Source organism: Microcoleus sp. (assembly GCF_041354475.1).
GTDB lineage: Bacteria > Cyanobacteriota > Cyanobacteriia > Cyanobacteriales > Microcoleaceae > Microcoleus.
Map to the genome: position 1 here is coordinate 2,057 of NZ_JBGJZU010000099.1, position 19,132 is coordinate 21,188.

At 44.4% G+C, this 19,132-nt stretch carries 13 protein-coding genes and 1 other RNA gene; 7 read left to right on the top strand and 7 right to left on the bottom strand.

What is annotated here, in order from left to right; genetic code table 11:
- The first annotated feature begins 261 nt into the window (after nucleotides 1–261).
- The gene (gene murD, locus ACBR23_RS25545; RefSeq protein ID WP_371118540.1) at nucleotides 262–1,608 is read left to right on the top strand and encodes a UDP-N-acetylmuramoyl-L-alanine--D-glutamate ligase; all 1,347 of its coding nucleotides are present in this window, start codon (nucleotides 262–264) and stop codon (nucleotides 1,606–1,608) included.
- 345 nt (nucleotides 1,609–1,953) lie between these two features.
- On the opposite strand, the gene ACBR23_RS25550 is transcribed toward murD, so the two are convergent.
- The 5 genes from ACBR23_RS25550 to ACBR23_RS25570 form a co-directional block, all read right to left on the bottom strand.
- Nucleotides 1,954–2,127, bottom strand: coding sequence for a hypothetical protein (locus ACBR23_RS25550; RefSeq protein WP_341739220.1), 174 nt, complete (start codon nucleotides 2,125–2,127; stop codon nucleotides 1,954–1,956).
- Between the two features lie 205 nt (nucleotides 2,128–2,332).
- A complete protein-coding gene (locus ACBR23_RS25555) occupies nucleotides 2,333–2,659 on the bottom strand; it encodes a hypothetical protein (protein ID WP_371114581.1) in 327 nt (108 codons plus the stop codon).
- Nucleotides 2,628–2,810, bottom strand: a complete 183-nt coding sequence (locus ACBR23_RS25560; protein ID WP_371114582.1) for a hypothetical protein — start codon at nucleotides 2,808–2,810, stop codon at nucleotides 2,628–2,630. The genes ACBR23_RS25555 and ACBR23_RS25560 overlap by 32 nt, the downstream gene beginning before the upstream one ends.
- Before the next feature lie 85 nt (nucleotides 2,811–2,895).
- Nucleotides 2,896–3,306, bottom strand: coding sequence for an MAPEG family protein (locus ACBR23_RS25565; protein ID WP_371118539.1), 411 nt, complete (start codon nucleotides 3,304–3,306; stop codon nucleotides 2,896–2,898).
- Nucleotides 3,307–3,459: 153 nt separating this feature from the next.
- Nucleotides 3,460–5,208, bottom strand: a complete 1,749-nt coding sequence (locus tag ACBR23_RS25570; RefSeq protein ID WP_371118538.1) for an ABC transporter ATP-binding protein — start codon at nucleotides 5,206–5,208, stop codon at nucleotides 3,460–3,462.
- 431 nt (nucleotides 5,209–5,639) lie between these two features.
- Here ACBR23_RS25570 and groL point away from each other — a divergent pair, with 431 nt between their 5' ends.
- From groL to ACBR23_RS25600, 6 genes are all read left to right on the top strand, one after another.
- Nucleotides 5,640–7,340 (top strand): chaperonin GroEL, encoded by a 1,701-nt coding sequence (gene groL / locus ACBR23_RS25575; RefSeq protein ID WP_341739225.1) that lies wholly within the window; start codon nucleotides 5,640–5,642, stop codon nucleotides 7,338–7,340.
- A gap of 476 nt (nucleotides 7,341–7,816) precedes the next feature.
- A complete protein-coding gene (locus ACBR23_RS25580) occupies nucleotides 7,817–12,058 on the top strand; it encodes a PAS domain S-box protein (RefSeq protein ID WP_371118537.1) in 4,242 nt (1,413 codons plus the stop codon).
- 325 nt (nucleotides 12,059–12,383) lie between these two features.
- Nucleotides 12,384–13,565 carry a magnesium/cobalt transporter CorA gene (gene corA / locus ACBR23_RS25585; RefSeq protein WP_341739227.1) on the top strand — a complete coding sequence of 394 codons (1,182 nt, stop codon included), beginning with the start codon at nucleotides 12,384–12,386 and terminating at the stop codon, nucleotides 13,563–13,565.
- Nucleotides 13,566–13,603: 38 nt separating this feature from the next.
- Nucleotides 13,604–14,039, top strand: an RNA gene (gene rnpB / locus ACBR23_RS25590) — RNase P RNA component class A.
- 143 nt (nucleotides 14,040–14,182) lie between these two features.
- On the top strand, nucleotides 14,183–14,908 hold the full coding sequence (gene rnc, locus ACBR23_RS25595) for a ribonuclease III (protein WP_341739228.1): 726 nt from the start codon (nucleotides 14,183–14,185) through the stop codon (nucleotides 14,906–14,908).
- Nucleotides 14,909–15,155: 247 nt separating this feature from the next.
- Nucleotides 15,156–16,388 carry a Gfo/Idh/MocA family protein gene (locus ACBR23_RS25600; RefSeq protein ID WP_371114585.1) on the top strand — a complete coding sequence of 411 codons (1,233 nt, stop codon included), beginning with the start codon at nucleotides 15,156–15,158 and terminating at the stop codon, nucleotides 16,386–16,388.
- A 9-nt stretch (nucleotides 16,389–16,397) separates the two neighbouring features.
- On the opposite strand, the gene ACBR23_RS25605 is transcribed toward ACBR23_RS25600, so the two are convergent.
- Both ACBR23_RS25605 and ACBR23_RS25610 read right to left on the bottom strand, forming a co-directional pair.
- Nucleotides 16,398–18,473, bottom strand: a complete 2,076-nt coding sequence (locus tag ACBR23_RS25605) for an ATP-binding protein (RefSeq protein ID WP_371118536.1) — start codon at nucleotides 18,471–18,473, stop codon at nucleotides 16,398–16,400.
- A 283-nt stretch (nucleotides 18,474–18,756) separates the two neighbouring features.
- On the bottom strand, nucleotides 18,757–19,132 hold a 376-nt coding region (locus ACBR23_RS25610), incomplete at its 5' end, for a zinc ribbon domain-containing protein (protein ID WP_371121532.1).

The window sequence follows — 19,132 nt, forward strand, 5'->3', positions numbered from 1 at the left end:
CCATACAAAAAGACAAAACCCACAAAATAGGAAAAATTAAATTATCTCATCTCCCCCTCTGCGCCCTCTGCGCCCTCTGCGGTAAAAAAATCCCAAAAAACCGTAACCCATACAAAAAGACAAAACCCACAAAATAGGAAAAATTAAATTATCTCATCTCCCCCTCTGCGCCCTCTGCGCCCTCTGCGGTAAAAAAATCCCAAAAAACCGTAACCCATACAAAAAGACAAAACCAGCAAAATTCGCTCCCTCACACAAATTATGCCGATCGCTCATATCATTGGACTAGGAAAATCAGGAATAGCCGCCGCCAGACTGCTAAAACGGGAAGGATGGGAAGTAACATTGAGCGATCGCTCATCTTCCCCAAACTTACTCACACAGCAACAAGAACTCGCTACCGAAGGCATTAAAGTAGAGTTAGGTAAATCCTTTCAACCCGACGAATCTATACAACTAATAGTAGTAAGTCCCGGAGTTCCCTGGGACATTCCAGCATTAATCCAAGCCCGAAAATTAGGGATTGAAACCATCGGAGAAATGGAACTAGCGTGGCGCTATCTCAAATCACCGTGGGTAGGAATTACCGGCACTAACGGGAAAACTACAACTACAGCTTTAATCGCAGCAATTTTTGCCGAAGCTGGACTCTATGCACCCGCTTGTGGCAACATAGGGTATGCCGCCTGCGAATTAGCCTTAGCCGAAAAACAGCCAGATTGGGTCATCGCTGAAATCAGCAGCTATCAAATAGAATCTTCCTCATCTCTAGCGCCGCGAATTGGCATTTGGACGACTTTCACACCAGATCATCTCAGCCGCCACAAAACTTTAGAAAATTACTACAACATTAAAGCCAAATTGCTGAAAAAATCCCAATTCCAAGTGTTGAACGGGGACGATCCGTATTTGCGGCAACAAGGACTGGACAACTGGCCCGATGCGTGTTGGACAAGCGTCAAAGGTGAAACACAACTGTTAGGAAATAAAGATTTTGGGGCTTACATTAAAGACGGTTGGGTAATCGCTCAAAACCAGCAAATTCTGCCTGCTGATACTTTGAAAATGGTGGGAGAACACAATTTGCAAAACTTGTTGATGGCGGTAGCAGCGGCTAATTTAGCGGGAATCGATAAAAGTGCGATCGCCCAAGCCATTAGCAAATTCCCAGGAGTACCCCACCGTCTCGAACATATCTGCACCTGGGAAGGCATAGATTTCATCAACGACAGCAAAGCCACCAATTATGACGCCGCCCAAGTCGGATTAGCCTCCGTAAGCGCCCCAGCAATTTTAATTGCCGGTGGCGACCCAAAAGAAGGCGAAGATAGCGCCTGGATTGATACAATCAAAGCAAAAGCTGTTGGGGTGTTGTTAATTGGAGATGCTGCGGGTATTTTTAGCTATCGGCTCGAACAAGCCAATTACAACGCTTGGGAAATCGTAGAAACAATGGAAAGAGCAATTAAGAGAGCAGCAGAATTAGGTAAACAAAATAATGTAAAAGTAGTGCTGCTTTCCCCAGCTTGCGCTAGCTTCGATCAATACCAAAACTTTGAGGAACGGGGAGACCATTTCCGGCAATTATGCCTCGATACCCTAGCTTAGATTGGCTTCGTAGTCACGACTTTCCTCCTGATTCTATAGCAACTGCAAAGGCTGTTAAGGTATTGTGGTTATTGCTCCCTGCGACTCCGCTCAGGTAGCAATAACCAAAGCGCCTTTGCGACTGCTATATACAGCACTTCCCGCTGTTATGCGGTACACCTAATCGATCGCCAACCTTTAAAAAATTGGGAAATTTAATTGCTGCTACTGTACCTCGAAAGAGCGGGAACCGCTGTATGTTATATCGTTTCCGGCTGCATCGGAATGATTTAACCGCAGAGAACACAGAGGACACAGAGGGAGAGAATAGAGATCTGAATCATTCAGATGCTACCGGATTTGATATTAACCCACACCCAGCCAAATAGCTTTAATCCTATGCTGCTGTTCCCATTCTAGTGCATGAAAAACTACCATCATTTCCTCATGAGTGAAATCAATAATGATAGCGGCCAATTCAGCAGCAGTTGCCGCTTCCAACATGGCTTGTTTCAACTTGGTCATTACTTGTCGATCCATTAACACTAAATCTTGAATAGTTGCCTCCCATTCATTTTAATAGTACCTGCAAAGAGTGCATCTGTGTTTTGCAAATATATTCCTAGGGACGAAGCATGACCGCTGTAAATATCTGGCGCGAGCTAATAAATTGTCTACGGTTATGCTTCGCCTATGCAAAATCGGAATGCTCCCCCTGCAAACATCTTTTACGTTTGTATTGAGACTAGGAATCGGTGCGGCACTTATTTATTGTGTCAAAATTGCGCGATGATATTTGAAACTCTGGGTTACAACTCTCAGAGCGCTTTTTTTTCTCAATCTCCAAAATTTTCACCTCCGAATTTAAACCCTGCTTCGATAAAACTTTAATTTCCTGTTCGAGTTGACGATTTCCCCGGATAAAAAAATCTTGAGAATTAGAACGAAACAAACCGCTATTGATTTGCTGAAGTTGGCTGGGTGTAAACACTTGGGCTGACACAGCAACCGGAAATCCAAAAGATGCCACCAGCCACAAGCTAGGAATTATCTGTTTGAGAATTTTCTTCATGACTTTCCCTCGGATGTTTCACCTCAGTGGATTTTTCTGCTTCTGAGTTCATGGCTAATTCATCTTCTTCGGCAATTTTTTCTTGCCATTCAACAAGTTGTTGAAAAAGTTGGGGGCTAATTTGAAATACAGGCTTATTGGTTTCTGACATATTTACTCCAAAAATTTAGGCGCTTGGGTAACAGGAAAATTCCAGGCTGAGCTAGGGAACGAGTAGAAACGAGATTAAGCTATGGTTAAAGCTTCAGGATCGACATGATGATGCCAGTGAAGGAACCGCCAAGTAAAGCTACAGTAGCTAAGGTACTAATTCCAAAACCCACGGCTCTTTTTTCGGCAGCTTGATAGTAACCCCAAGCAAATAAAATGCGTCCAATTATCCAAACTGCACCGATAGCAGCGGCAAAAATGGGGCTGATAAATTGCGCGCAGAGCCACAGGGATGGCAAAAATAATATCATTTGCTCTAAGGTGTTTTGCTGAACTCGCAATACTCTCTCAAAGTCTGGATTTCCTGTCACTTGGGGAGGAGAAACTTTGTATTTGAATCTAGCTCTACCGACGTTAATCGTGACAATAAAATAGAGTAATAGTGCTGAGGCGGTAACTAGGCTTGGCCAAAGTATGGCGTTTGTTTCTGTGAGCATGATTCAGGTATGATTTGAGTAGATATCTTAATTATAAGGCAAACAGCAGAAGCCACCCCCCCCCTGCCCCCCCCCAAGGGGGGAAAGAGGAAAGGGAAAGGGGAAGGGGGAACAGGGAACAGGGAACAGGGAACAGGGAATCCCGATGCCCCATTAATGCAATAACTCTTCTAATTGTTGCTGGTTCCACAAATATTGATAAAGCCCTGGTTGTGCTACTAATTCTTTGTGACTTCCTACTTGAATAATTTCTCCTTTTTCCATGACGAAAATGCGATCGGCACTAGCGGCGGCTGACATTTGATGGGAGATAAAAATGACTGTTTTGCGATCTGTTCCCGTTGCCAAATTCTTCAAAATGTCGGTAGCCGTCTGATTGTCAACGCTGGATAGAGCGTCATCTAAAATGAGTACGGGAGCGTCAACTAATAGGGCGCGAGCTAGGGCTGTCCTTTGTCTTTGTCCGCCAGATAATGTAATGCCGCGCTCGCCGACAATTGTTTTGTACTGCTGGGGAAAGTTGAGGATTTCTGGATGAATTTGTGCTTGTTGGGCTGCGTGTTCAATTTCTGGCTGTTCTGCTAAGGGATTGCCGTAGCGGATGTTATTCTTGATGGTAGTACCGAAGAGAAAGCTTTCTTGGGGTACGTAGGCGATCGCCCCGCGCAAGTCGGTCAATTTTACCTGAGTAATATCTAATCCGTCTACAAATAATTCACCTGGAGCAATATCCAGCAGTCTGGGGAGTGCATTAGCTAAAGTCGATTTCCCAGATCCTATCGCCCCAACAATAGCTACAGTTTCTCCCGGTTTAATGGTAAAGTTAAGGTTTTTCAGGGCGGGGATATTAGCACCTGGGTATTTATAATTTAGGTTGCGGGCTACTATCTCGCCTTTAACTGGAGTTCGCATTTCAATTGCATCAGTCCGATCGTAAATTTTGGGTTCTACGGTAAGGATTGATTCGATGCGATCGACACTCACTTCTCCCCGCTGATAAGCAGTAATGGTGAAGCCCAAAAGTGCTGTCGGAAACACCAAACGCTCGACATAAATCAGTAAAGCGACAAAATCGCCAACGCTAATTTCACCCTTAGCAATGGAACCTCCACCCGCAGCGAGCAAAACTAACAAACTCACACTTGCCAAGCCGCCTAGTAAGGGGAAAATAAAATTGCGGGTTTTTGCTAATTCTAAATTTGCTGAGAGCAATTTTTCATTACAATCACCAAAAGCGCGGCGTTCGTTCTCTTCTTGAGCGTAGATTTTAATTACGGAAATTCCGCTCATATCTTCTTGAATCAAATCGCTCATCGCCGACAGTTCTTCCTGGACAGCTAGTTGCTGGATGCGCAGTTTGTCGCTAAATAATTGTACCAAAACTAGCATTAAAGGATAAACCGCGATCGCCAACAGTGTCAGCCGCACGTTAATTCCCAGCATCACGGGCAAAGTTAAAGCGTAAGCAAAGGCTGTATTCGCCAAACTCAGCACCGCAAACCCCACCAAGCGGCGAATATTATCCAAATCGGAAGTAGCGCGGTTAATTAAATCTCCGACTGTATTGGCCGCAAAATAAGATGGTTCTAAAGTTAATAAATGATTAAATATTTGCTGTTTGAGGTCAAATTCGACTTGACGCCCCACGCCAAACAGAAAAATCCGCGATGCCATCCGAATCACCCACATGATTGAGGCGAGTACCAGAATCAGCAACACGTAGTTTAAAACTTGGTCAAATTCGATCGCAACTTGCAGAGTGTCAACTGCATTCCGAATCAGCAGGGGAATGTAAACGCCCACAGCATTGACAATTAGCAGGGAAAAAACGCCCCAAAATGTCGCTTTCCAGTGGGGGCGCATATAAGCACCCAGTTTTTGCAGTCGAGAATAACGGGCCATAGGAAGAAGGAAGAAGGAAGAAGGAAGAAGGAAGAAGGAAGAGGGAAGAAGAACCCCCCCTGCCCCCCCTAGGGGGGAAATTCAGCCCTCCCTAGCCCCCCCCTAGGGGGGAAATTCAGCCCCCCCTAGCCCCCCCAAGGGGGGAGGGGGGAAATTCAGGAAGAAGGAAGAAGGCTCTTAGATTTAGCAAGTCGGTAAAAAGGCACTACACAGATTTTGACACGAATACACCGATTCAGTTTAGGGCGGGATCTCCGGCCCACCCCACCAAAAAAATTACTCTTTGTGGAACAGGCCCGACAGCCTCAACAGGCAAGAAGTTTGGACTGCGGTGAGTTTAACCGGACTGGAAAATAAACCAAAAATCGATCGATTTAGCACTCAGCCTCAGAGAGTGCTAAATTTGCTATGTAAGCAAATGGAGACAAAACATGACCAAAATAGTTGCATTTAGCGACAAATCTCGGCGGGCACTAGAACGCGGTGTCAATCAACTGGCTGATGCTGTCCGCATTACCTTGGGGCCCAAAGGTCGGAACGTCTTATTGGAAAAGAAGTTCGGAGCTCCCCAAATCGTTAACGATGGTATCACGGTTGCTAGAGATATCGAACTGGAAGACCCCTTGGAAAATGCTGGCGCTCGCTTAATTCAAGAAGTAGCTTCCAAAACTAAAGATATCGCAGGCGATGGCACAACAACGGCAACCGTTCTGGCTCAATCCCTGATTCGTGAAGGCTTGAAGAATGTGGCCGCGGGCGCAAATCCAGTCGCCCTGCGCCGGGGAATTGAAAAAACGATCGCCCACTTGGTACTAGAAATCGCCAAATTGGCTAAACCTGTCGAAGGTGATGCCATTGCTCAGGTCGCCACTGTCTCCGCCGGTAATGACGAAGAAGTTGGCAAAATGATTTTCCAAGCCATGGAAAAAGTCACCAAGGATGGCGTAATTACTGTTGAAGAGTCGAAATCTCTGTTGACAGAATTAGAAGTTGTCGAAGGGATGCAGTACGATCGCGGTTATCTGTCTCCCTATTTTGTCACCAACACCGATCGCATGGAAGTTGAGTACGAAAACGCTCGCATCTTGATCGCCGACAAAAAAATTAGTTCGATTCAAGAACTTGTCCCCATTCTCGAAAAAATCGCTCGCGCTGGTCAACCGCTGGTAATTATCGCCGAAGATATTGAAGGCGAAGCTTTGGCAACTCTGGTAGTCAACAAAGCCCGTGGCGTATTGAATATCGCAGCTACCAAATCTCCCGGATTTGGCGAACGTCGCAAGGCGATGCTTCAAGATATCGCCGTTCTCACCGGTGGCCAACTGATTTCCGAAGAAGTCGGACTCAGCATTGATACCGCCACTTTGGAAATGCTCGGTACCGCCCGCAAAATTACGATCGACAAAGAAAACACAATTATCGTGGCGGGCGATGAACATAAAGCTGATGTCCAAAAACGGATTGTACAAATCCGCCAACAGCTAGAAGCGACAGATTCCGACTACGACACGGAAAAACTAACCGAACGCATCGCCAAACTCGCAGGCGGTATCGCTGTGATTAAAGTCGGTGCAGCCACCGAAACCGAGCTCAAAGATCGTAAACTGCGGATTGATGACGCTCTGAACGCCACTAAAGCTGCTGTGGCAGAAGGTATCGTTGCCGGAGGTGGCACGACTCTAATTCACTTGATCACCAAGATAGACGCGATCAGAAATACTTTAGATGCCGAAGAACAGCTTGGCGCTGACTTGGTTGCGAAGGCTTTGGAAGCACCTTTGCGTCAAATCGCGGATAATGCAGGCGTTGAAGGTTCGATCGTGATCGAGCGTGTGCGCGTTAGCGAGTTTAACGTTGGCTACAATGCTCTCACTGATGTCTACGAAGATATGATTGCGGCCGGGATTATTGACCCTGCTAAGGTAGTGCGATCGGCTCTACAGAATGCTGGTTCCATTGCTGGTATGGTGTTAACCACTGAAGCCGTGATTGTCGAAAAACCAGAGAAGAAAAAAGCTGGTGGTGACATGGGCGACATGGGCGGCATGGGCGGCATGGGTGGCATGGGCGGCATGGGTGGCATGGGCGGCATGGGCGGCATGGGTGGCATGGGCGGCATGGGCATGATGTAGTTCATCACCAGGGACGCACTATCCACCTAACAAACCCGGTTTCTGGCGCGCCATCAATATCCAATCAGGATATTACCTCCAGAAACCGGGTTGTTGCGTCCACAACTGTGAAATAAGAATCTGCGATCGATACCAAGAACAGGCTTTCCGACCTCTGCCTCTCCATTTTGTATCGCATACATCTTGTGTAAAAACTTAGAATCTGCTTTAGTATTAAGTTATATTCAAATAAATAAAATGTCCTAAAATTTTTTGTATCATTGATTGTTGGGCTGAAAATAGCACCATACACCGCAGCAGTACAGTGTTCAAAAATATTTGAGTGAGTTAAACTGATTTCAGATTTCTTTGTCGGAATCCCCACAACACACTTCGGCTACGCAGTCGTTGGGCAGCACAACTAGCTGTAGTCAGGTTGGTGTAGGAGATCTGACCAAAAATATAAAGCTTAACTTGCAAGCTATCAAAAAATACCCATGCAGGAAGTTATCAACTGGTTTCAGTCTTTTTTATCTAACTCTGTTGATGCTTTCCTAGAGTGCGATGGACAGCAAAAGTACCTATCTGTTAATCCTATTGCTGCTGCTTGGATGGGATTGGAACCTGCTGAAATAGTCAACAAAACCAATCAAGATTTATTGAAATTATATCCCAATAGTGCTGCTCTGAAAAACATTATCTCCCAAATTGATTCCTGCCTCAAACAAGTATTGCTCGCAGGGGAAAAAAAGCTGGCAATTCACGAGGTAACGGAGAGAGACGGCGGGATTAAAATTTATGAGACGACTTACACGCCAGTGGTGGATGCTTCTAGCAATCAAATGCGGGTTTTCGGTGTGGGTCGAGATATCACTAGGCACTATCGCTGGCAGCAGCAGAAAAGTCAACAGTTGCGCCACTCGAATCATTTACTTTGGTTAAACGCTGCTAATAGTCCCCTGGCAATGGTAGGGTGGGATGAAAATTTTCGGATAGTTCAGTGGTCCAAACGGGCTGAAGACATCTTTGGCTGGACATCTGAGGAGATGATGGGTAGGGAATTCGGCGACTTGGCTTTGGTTTGCGAGCAAGATATCGAGGCTGTAAGTGCACTCCAACTCGAACTAGCAACCGGTAAAGCCAATACTTCAATTAACCGCAATTATACTAAAAGTGGCAAAGTTATTTGGTGTCACTGGTTCAACTCTATTATTCGTAGCGGGGATAATTTTACCGTACTTTCTTTGGTGGAAGATATCACCGAACGCAAATTATTAGAAGCCGCACAATCCCAAGCTACTAGACTGACAGCAATGGTAGCTGATGTGGGGATTGCTCTCACTAAATACCCTCAAGATATCCTGATGCCCTGCTGTGAGGCAATGGTTCAAAATTTGGATGTCGTCTCTGCTGAAATTTGGACTTTCAACTCTCAAGAAAATGTCCTGGAAATGCAGGCATCAGCCGGAATTTCTAGCGACCAAGACAATATGGCACGCTTTGTTGAAGGTAAAATCAATCTGATTGCCCACAGCCAAAAACCTCAAATTGACTGCCAATTTGAGCCGAATAATTTTAATATTAATCCCCAACAATTAGGGGAAGTAATAATTGGAGAGGGTGCGGAATTAGCTAGTGTTAATAATTCACAAGTGCGACTTAATTGCAGTTCCCAAAAATCTATTATATCTTTTTCTGGCTATCCATTGATTGTCGAAGAACGCTTAGTGGGAGTCATGGGAATTGTGAGCGCTCAACCAATGACAGAAGCTTTTCTGGAAACTATAGCATCGGTGGCTGATGTCATTGCTTTAGGCATCGAGCGCAAGCGTGCAGAAGCTGAATTAAAATCTGCTAGAACATTCCTCACTTCAGTGGTAGAAAATCTGCCAGTGGGCGTGTTTGCTAAAGATGCTTCCTCCCTGAGATTTGTGCTGTGGAATAAAGCGGGAGAGACGATCGCAGGTGTTACTTCCGCCGAGGCGATCGGCAAAAATGACTATGATATTTATCCGAAAGAACAAGCTGATGTTTCCACAGCTCAAGATCGGGAAATTTTGACTAGCTATCACAACCACTCCCGCGTCACCGAAATAGTCGAAGAACCCTTTCAAACTCGCCACAAAGGTATGAGAATACTGCACACTAGGAAAGTGCCCATTCTTGACTCGAAAGGCAATCCTCAATACGTTTTGGGCATTACTGAAGATATTACGGAACGCCGACAGGTAGATGAAAGTGTTCGTCTTTATGACCAAATTGTTGAAAATATGCAAATAGGTTTGTACGTCTACCATCTAGAAAATATTGATGATGACAGCACCTTAAGGGCGATCGCCTCCAATCCCGCTGCTACCAAATTTACAGGATTAGAAATGGCAGATGTTCTGGGAATGACAATCGACGAGATTTTTCCCAAGTCGCGAGCGAAAAATATTCCCCAAGCATTTGCATCGGTAATTCGTAGCCAAAAAGCCTTAGAAATTGAAGATATTGAGTGCGATGAAAGCGATCGAGTAACCCGCGCTTTTTCTATAAAAGCTTTTCCCTTACCCAACAACTGCGTCGGCGTAGCCTTTGAAAACATTACCGATCGCAAAACCCTAGAATTAGAACTAAAGCTAGCCTTGGAACAAACGGAACGTTCCGAACAACTGTTGCGAACTGTCCTTGACAAAAGCAGTGATTGGATTTTTGCCAAAGATCTAAATTTTCGATGTATTTTAGCAAATAATAGCTTCGCTAAAGGTATTGGTAAAACAGTCGATGAAATTATCGGTCAATCGGATTTAGAACTGCTTATTGAAGAAGATATAATAATTGACAATGGTGGTGAAACTCTTCAAAATATACGCACAGACGACTTGGCGGTATTGGCTGGTGAAATTATTCATAATCCCTGCGAACCAGCCACATTTGCTGATGGCTCGATACATATTTTTGATACCCAAAAAGTACCTCTCCGAGACCAGGAAGGCAATATATTTGCAGTGCTTTCTTTCGCTCATGATATTACTGAACGCCATAAATCTGAAGCCGCGTTGCGTAGAAGCGAAGCCAGATTCAGGTCATTGGTAGCTAATATTCCCGGAGTAGTTTATCGGTGGTGGTGCGATTTTTCTGTCAGTTTTATTAGCGATGCAGTTTACTCGCTCACTGGTTATCCGGCTGCGGATTTTAGATTGCTTTCCGACAGAGTTTCTCGGACTTTTGCCAGCGTTATTTATTCGGAAGATTTGGAGCAAGTTGAAGCCACGATTCGGAGGGCAATAGAAAATAAACAGTCTTACAGCTTGGAATATCGCCTGCTGGCGGCAGACGGCACGATTAAATGGGTGTGGGATAAAGGTTCTCCTGTATTTGATGAAGATGGAAGCGTTTATTGTTTGGATGGGGTAATTTTTGATATTAGCGATCGCTACTATGCTCAAGAAGCCCTGCAACAAAAAACTTCGGAGTTAGAAGCTGTTTTTCGCGCTCTACCAGATTTGTACTTCCGACTCAATGCTGATGGGGTTATCTTGGATTATCTCTCAGGCAATTCATCGGATCTTTACATTCCTGTCGAAGATTTTGTGGGCAAAAAAATGTTAGATGTTTTGCCGATAAATGTAGCAACCCAATTTGAACAATCTATTATTAAAACATTAGAAAATAAGACATCTGTCACCTTAGAATATTCCTTAGATACAACGGAAGAACCACAAATTTATGAAGCAAGATTTATGCCTTTTAAGGCCAATCAACTGATTATTATTTCTCGCAACATCACCCTCCGAAAGCAAGCGGAATCTAAATTAAGAGATAAAAATTACGAACTCAAGCAAGCTTTGCATCAACTAGGAAAAACTCAATCTCAACTAATTCAAGCGGAAAAAATGTCGGGCTTGGGACAGTTAGTTGCTGGGATTGCTCACGAAATTAATAACCCTGTAAGTTTTATTTACGGTAATGTCACCTACGCTCGTGAATATGCCAATAATCTGTTGAAACTCTGTTGTTTGTACCAAGAACATTACCCACAACCAGTTTCTATAATCGCTGATTTTGCGGAAGAAATAGAAGTAGAATTTATGAAAGAAGATTTTCCACATCTGCTTAATTCAATTCAAATAGGAGCCGATCGCATCGGGAAAATAGTCTTATCTTTGCGAACTTTTTCGCGTCTAGAAGAATCAGATATTAAACCTGTGGATCTTCATGAAGGCATTGATAGTGCTTTGTTAATCTTACAACATAAACTCAAAGAAAATGGTAGATCTCGCCCAATTGAAATAGTTAAAGAATATGGCGAACTGCCACTGGTACAGTGCTATGCTGGACAGCTAAATCAAGTGTTTATGAATGTTTTAAGTAATGCGATCGATGCTTTAGCAGATGTCAGACATCGGAAGTTGAAAGTGGCTAGTGGTTCCCAAACGCAACGGCAAGATGTTCCTGGTGTACCAGTACCTATAACTTCCAACCCATCACCTTGCATTCGGATTCGCACGGAGGTTGTGGAAAGCAATCGGGTGGCGATCGCAATTTCGGATAATGGTCCAGGAATGGAAGAATCTGTTAAATCTCGGATATTCGATCCATTTTTCACTACTAAACCTGTGGGAAAAGGTACTGGTTTGGGACTTTCGATCAGTTATCAAATTGTAGTAGAAAGACACTGTGGCTCCCTGCGCTGCATTTCTGCACCGGGAGGAGGGACTGAATTGGCGATCGAAATTCCTATTCGACAAAGATAATTAATTATTTGTTATTAGTTATTTGTTATTAGTTATTGGTTATTGGTTATTTGTTGTTGGTTATTGGTTATTGGTTATTGGTTATATCGTTTCCGGCTGCATCGGAATGATTTAACCACAGAGAACGCAGAGAACACAGAGGGAGATAAGAGAGATGAATAATTCCGATGTTACCGGATTTGATATTATTGGTTATTGGTTATTGGTTATTGGTTGTTGGTTATTGGTTATTGGTTATTTGTTATTTGTTATTCATTGGTTATTGCTTATTAGGGCATGATATCATATCTAATAAAGATAGTAACTAAAACTCGGAAATATCAACATGGTATACAAAGGCATAAATACATCTAGTGGTGTTGGCAAACAAATTAAAGATGATGAGGATGATTCCTATGTTGATTATTTTTATGACGATCCGGGGGCTCCGCCGGGAACTCTGGACTTAGAACCGGGCGCACCACCTCCCGATATTGTATTAATTGACTATTCCGAGGCAACAGCTACTCGCTCGAAATTGGTAAATCCTCAAGAAGCTGCTGCGTATTTAGATACAGACTCTGTGTCTTGGGTTGATATGTTGGGATTGGGAAATAAAGAAACTTGGCGACAAATGGGTCAAATATTTAATTTGCATCTGATGACCCAAGAAGATGTAGTTAATGTTCCCCAGCGACCGAAGGTAGTAGACTATGAAGACCATCTTTTAATTATTGCATGGATGGTAATGATTAAGCCTAATTCATTTAATTTTCATAAAGAACAAGTGAGTTTAATTTTGGGTAAACATTACTTGCTAACTGTTCAGGAAGAACCGGACTATGATTGTTTTGACCCGGTGCGCGATCGCATTCGCAAAGGACAAGGAAGTATTCGCAAGCACGGAGCAGATTATCTGGCATATACTCTCTTAGATTCGATTATCGATGGATTCTTCCCAGTATTAGAAGTTTATGGAGAGCTGATTGAAGAATTAGAGGACGAAGTGGTAGTCAAGCCCACCCGTAAAACCCTGGAAAAAATCTATAAAATCCGCCGAGAATTGCTGACTCTACGTCGCGCCATTTGGCCACAGCGGGATGCAATTAATGCGCTAATTCGAGATAGTAGTGATTTGATTAGTCCAGAGGTGCGAATTTATCTGCGAGACTGTTATGACCACACAGTGCAGGTGATGGATATGGTGGAAACTTATCGAGAATTGGCTTCGGGTTTAATGGATGTTTATCTGTCCTCAGTTGGCAACAAAATGAATGAAATCATGAAACTACTGACAGTGATTTCTAGCATTTTTATTCCCCTCACCTTTGTCGTGGGAGTGTACGGCATGAATTTTAATACTGAGAAATCGCCCTTGAATATGCCAGAGCTGAACTGGTATTTTGGTTATCCCCTTTGTTGGGCGCTGATGGTGACGATCGCCTCTTCTTTAGTTTACTTTTTTTGGCGGCGCGGCTGGTTTGAAAATTTTTCCAGTATTAAAGATGATGGAAATCTAAAATCCTAAATTGATTGACGAACGATCGCGTACAATAAATTTGGGGAAAAAGTAGGCGCAGGCGGTTGCGGATTAATGAAAGTTAGTCTGAGGAAAGTCCGGGCTCCCGAAAGACCAAACTTGCTGGGTAACGCCCAGTGCGAGCGATCGTGAGGAGAGTGCCACAGAAAGATACCGCCAATTAGTGATTAGTCAGCAGTGATGGGTCGTTAGTAAGTAACTGAGGACTTGAGACTGGGAAGCAACAACTAATTTGGTAAGGGTGCAAAGGTGCGGTAAGAGCGCACCAGCAGCATCGAGAGGTGCTGGCTCGGTAAACCCCGGTTGGGAGCAAGGTCGGAGGAACTATGGTTGGTTTTTTACCAGTTCCGTTTTTGGGTACCGCTTGAGGCGTCTGGTAACAGGCGTCCCAGATAGATAACTGCCCTCGAAAATTGCTTGCAGTTGAGAGAACAGAACCCGGCTTATGTCCGACTTTTTCCCCCCCAAAATCCCCAGTAACAGGAAGTGCGGTAACGGACGTAACGGACATGAAACAACAAATAACAAATAAAAAATAAAAAATAAAAAATAAAAAATAACCAATAACCAATAACCAATAACCAATAACAAATAACAAATTTAAGATGAATATTGTTTATCCATCTCGTCAAAAAGAACTTGAAAAATTAGTAGGAAAATTAGGGATATCCCAGAAAAATTCAATTAAATGGCATCTAGTAGATTTAGCTTTGACTCATTCGAGTGCATCAGCTAAAGCAAATTACGAACAGTTAGAATTTGTCGGTGATGCTGTGGTGCGGCTGGCGGCATCGGAATTGTTGTTCGATATTTATCCTGATTGTGCAGTCGGGGAATTTGCGGCGATTCGATCGATCCTGGTGAGCGATCGCATTTTGTCAAAAATTGCTGAAAGTTACGGATTCGATCGCTATTTGATTGTGGCCAGCAGTGCCGCCAGCGACAAAACAGGGGCGGAAAGCCGACTGGCAGATGCCCTAGAAGCCTTACTGGCAGCCCTTTATTTGAGTACCCATACCTTAGAATTAATTCGCCCTTGGTTAGACCTTCACTTTCAACGGCTAGCAACGGAAATTCGCAGCGATCCAGCCCGCCAAAACTACAAAGCTGCTCTCCAGGAATTGACTCAAGGTAAATACAAAATTTTGCCAAAATATACTGTCAAAGAAACTGGTACAGTCCAGGGTGGTGAGGATCGTTTTACGGCAGAAGTTCGACTTCAGGAAGAGTTACTAGCCGAGGGGAAAGGTCGATCGATCAAAGCGGCAGAACAAGCTGCGGCTCAGGCTGCTTTTAATAAATTAGTTAGTCAGTTGACAGTTGACAGTTGACAGTTGACGGTTGACGGTTGACGGTTGACGGTTGACGGTTGACGGTTGATTATTGGTTATTTGCTTGGGGCTACTAATCACAAATAACGATTAACTAATCACAAAATAGGGTATGATTAATCAGGAATTTGTAAAATTGTAATATAGCAATCGCCTTGGCGATTAGGATATCTTTAGCTACTGAAACTATTGCTAGTATTACATCTTCCTTCTACTTATTACATCTTCCTTCTTCCTTCTTCCACAAATGAAAATCGGAATAGCTGTATTGGGTGCTGGCCGCTGGGGAGTCAATCTAATTCGCAACTTTTTAGAACATCCAAACAGCGAAGTTTTAGCGATTGTAGACCAAAATCCAGATTCATTGGCAGCAGTCAAAAAACTGTTTAATCTTAATGAAAATGTAATTTTAGCTGGTGATTGGGCTCAAGTGCAGGAATTGCCAGGGCTAGAAGCAGTGGCGATCGCCACTCCCGCCTCTACCCACTATACCCTCACCGCAGCAGCACTCAACAGTGGCTACCACGTCTTGGTAGAAAAACCCCTCGCCCTCAATAGCGATGAAGCCCTAGAACTCTGCCAATTAGCCGAAAAACAGCAGCGCCAACTCTTCGTGGATCACACTTATCTATTTCATCCAGGAGTCGATAGAGGCCAAGCGATTATTCAACAACATCAACTGGGAAATTTGCGCTACGGTTACGCCCAGCGCACCCATCTCGAACCCGTGCGGCACGATGTTGATGCCCTTTGGGATTTAGCGGTTCATGACATTGCTATTTTCAATACCTGGCTGGCACAAACCCCAATTCAAGTAAGGGCGATGGGTAGTGTATTTCAGAAGGCAACCCCCCCCTCGCCCCCCCCAAGGGGGGAATTTAGAAGGCAAACCCCCCCTTCCCAAGGGGGGCAACTGCCCCCACCCCCCCCTGGCCACCCCGAAGAGTCAGAAGGCAACCCCCCCCTGGCCCCCCCCAAGGGGGGGAGTCAGAAGGAAATACAAAATCCAGTTTCTCCTACAATTTTCCCCCAAAATTCTTTAGAAGGACTAGCAGATTTAGTTTGGGTAACTCTCACCTACCCAGACGGATTTCAAGCATTCATTCACCTGTGCTGGCTAAATCCCGACAAACAGCGGCGCTTAACAGTTGTTGGCAGTTTAGGAACTTTGATTTTTGATGAAATGTCGCCAGAAACACCCCTAATTTTACACCGAGGCAATTCAGATGCTGGGGGTGAAGAAAATAGTTTGGGAAGGGTTCGTGCAGGGGAGCAAACTATCATTAAAAATCGGGAAATATTGACTTTAGAACCAGTGGAACCCCTGCGTCAAGTGTGCGATCGCTTCCTGCATTGCGTCCAAACAAATACTCCCTGCCCCACTTCTTCCGGCTCCCAGTCCGTCCAATTAATCCGCATTCTTAGCGCTTTGAGCCAATCCCTAGAACTCGACGGACAACCATTAACTATTAGCCCCTAGTTTCGCTCATCAATCAAAGCCTTTAAACATGGCATTTTCTTTTAGCAAATCCGGGTTGTCAACAGCAGAATTTGATGGCTGAATAACAGGCAAAGAAATTACTACAGTAGCACCTTGATTGATACCCGCACTGTGGATTGTAATACTCCCTCTCATAGATTCCATGATTTTGCGAGAGATAGCCAAGCCCAAGCCGTTACCACCAAATCGGCGAGTAGTAGAGCCATCAACCATGACAAAAGGCTGAAATAATTTTTGCTGTTGTTCAGGCTCGATACCAATTCCCGTATCTTTAATAGTCACTACCACCGATTCACGATCTTCGCTCATGCTTGGGATATTTTCTCCGAGATTCCCGTTGAGTTGATCGGGAGTTTTGATTTTGTTAGATTCAAGGTTTATGGATATAGTAATGCTGCCTAATTCTGTAAATTTCACAGCATTACTCAACACATTTAAAAACACCTGCTTGAGTTTTTCCGGGTCTGCATAAACAGTAATAGGAGGGCGAGCAAGTGGCAAATGTAACTTCAAACCTTTTTCCTTAATCGGAATAGCCTGTAACTCTATAGCATCTTCGAGGACTTCATTCAGCTCGATTACTTCAAACATTAGCGAGAATGAACCGGCTTCGATTTTAGCAATATCCAAAATATCATTAATGATATTTAGTAACTGCATAGCCGAGTCGTGAGCTCGCTGCAAAAAATCCATTTCCTCCTCTCGGTCATCGCAGTAGCCGTCTCGTACAATTTGCAGAAAACCAATAATCCCATTGAGCGGGGTTCTCAATTCGTGAGAAATATTTCGCAAAAACTCATCTTTTAACTGATTGGCAACTTTTGCTTCCTTGGTGGCAACTTCCAATTCGTCGGCCCAGGATTTGAGGCGACCCACCATACTGTTGAGGGCATCTGCTAATTGATTGAATTCGCGAATTTTGAGATTTTGTGGGACTGCTTGTGGCGCTTCTGTGTCTACTTTTAGGGCGTAGTCTCTGAGTTTTTCCAAAGGACGCGCTAAGTCGCGAGACAAATATAAAGTGGCGATGATGCTAGCGCCAATTAAGCCGACAATCAGAATAAATAAAACCTGCTGAATTTCTTCCAAACCCGACAAGGCGTAATCTAAACGGGAGACAGCTAAAATAATCCATTTGCTGTTTTCTTTTTTAGTTAAAGGGCTGGGGATAGCAGCGTAGCCGGCGAGCAATTCTACGCCATTTTTTTCAAAGGAAAATAGGTGTAAAAAAGCTTGTCCTCCGGCGATCGCCCTTTTGAGGAGACTCTTGAGGCGATCGGCATCAGCTTCCTGGTCGATATTGCGTCCTACGCGGTCAATATTGGGGTGAGCCAAAATGGTTCCATCTTGGTCGATCGCCACCGTATAGCCAGCGAGAGAGCCCTTGGGAGCACTGGTTTGGACTGGCAAGGAGGACTGCAAACTCAGAGCATAACTCAATTGGCGACTATTGCCACGACGAGTGTAAACGGGGGCACTCAACACCAAACTCACCTGACTTTCCTTCCCCTCTTGGCCCTCCTTGCTGGAATCGGAAAACTTAGCTGTAGAGGAAAGGGGATTTTTGTCTTTAGTTTTCCCCTGCTGCATATCTGGCCAAGACAGAGTGATGTAGACGCTCTTGTCGTCTAGTAGAGCCTGTTGCTGCTGTTGCTGCGGCCAAAAATTAGCAGGTGGCGACTTTGACAGAATGGGAAGAGGGCCACAGGTGCTGGCGATGACTTGATTTGTCTGCAAATTAGTCAATTGCACGCAATCTACCTGAGTGGGCAACCGTTGCCCTAGCTGCGCGATAAACTTTTGATAATCTTTGGGTTCTACAGACTGTAGTATGGAGCTTTCCGAAGCGCCGATCAGATTCGATCTGAGTGATTTGGCCCACTGTTCAATAGTTTCTGCTTTTCTGACGGCACTTTCGGTCAGATTTTGACGTGCTGTTTCCAGAAGCGTCGATCGTGCTTTGCGATAGGTAACATACTCCCCCACCAGTAGAACGGGTACGCTGAGCAACAAAATCCGCGACAGTAAAATACGGCGAAAGGAGGATTGACCTAACTTAACCATAGGACATTTCTAAATTAAGGTGCGACACCTAACAACGACCATAGTGCAACAAAGCAGACCGACTGGCGGATCTGTCAAGGGTACTTTGCTGAAGAGACAACACAGCTTCACAAGAATAGTTAAGCATAATTATAGGAGCCACGGTCATTGATTGGGTCAGGCGATCGATCTGGGATCTCTCCTCAAGGTAGAGGCAGAGCTATTCTCACTACTTCACTCAGTCGTGGAGGCAACGGGAATCTTTGACATACTCCCCGGCGTGAACGCACTCTTGATTCTAGCTTCAAGCAGTAATTGCAGGACTAGCCTGTCTGACATCACCTAAGCTAACAGTCGATGCCCCGACTGCTTGAATATTTTTAGCGGCGTTTTCGTCTCTTCCGTTAACCGATTGACAGGAGGGACAACGCCACTCTCGAACTGATAAATCTAGTTTTTCTAGAACCTGTCCACACTCTCGACAAGTCTTGCTGCTGGGGTACCACTGGCCAATAAAAACAACCACTTTATTCTTCTTTTTGGCAACCCATTCCTTGTACTTCTTAACTTTCTTGAATCCTGGTGGTCTAACTCCTTTCTTGTTATGCTTAAAAAATAGTTGGTAGGCTTTCTCAATGCGTTGACATATATCTTGTACTGCCTGAGAACCTAGTGATTGC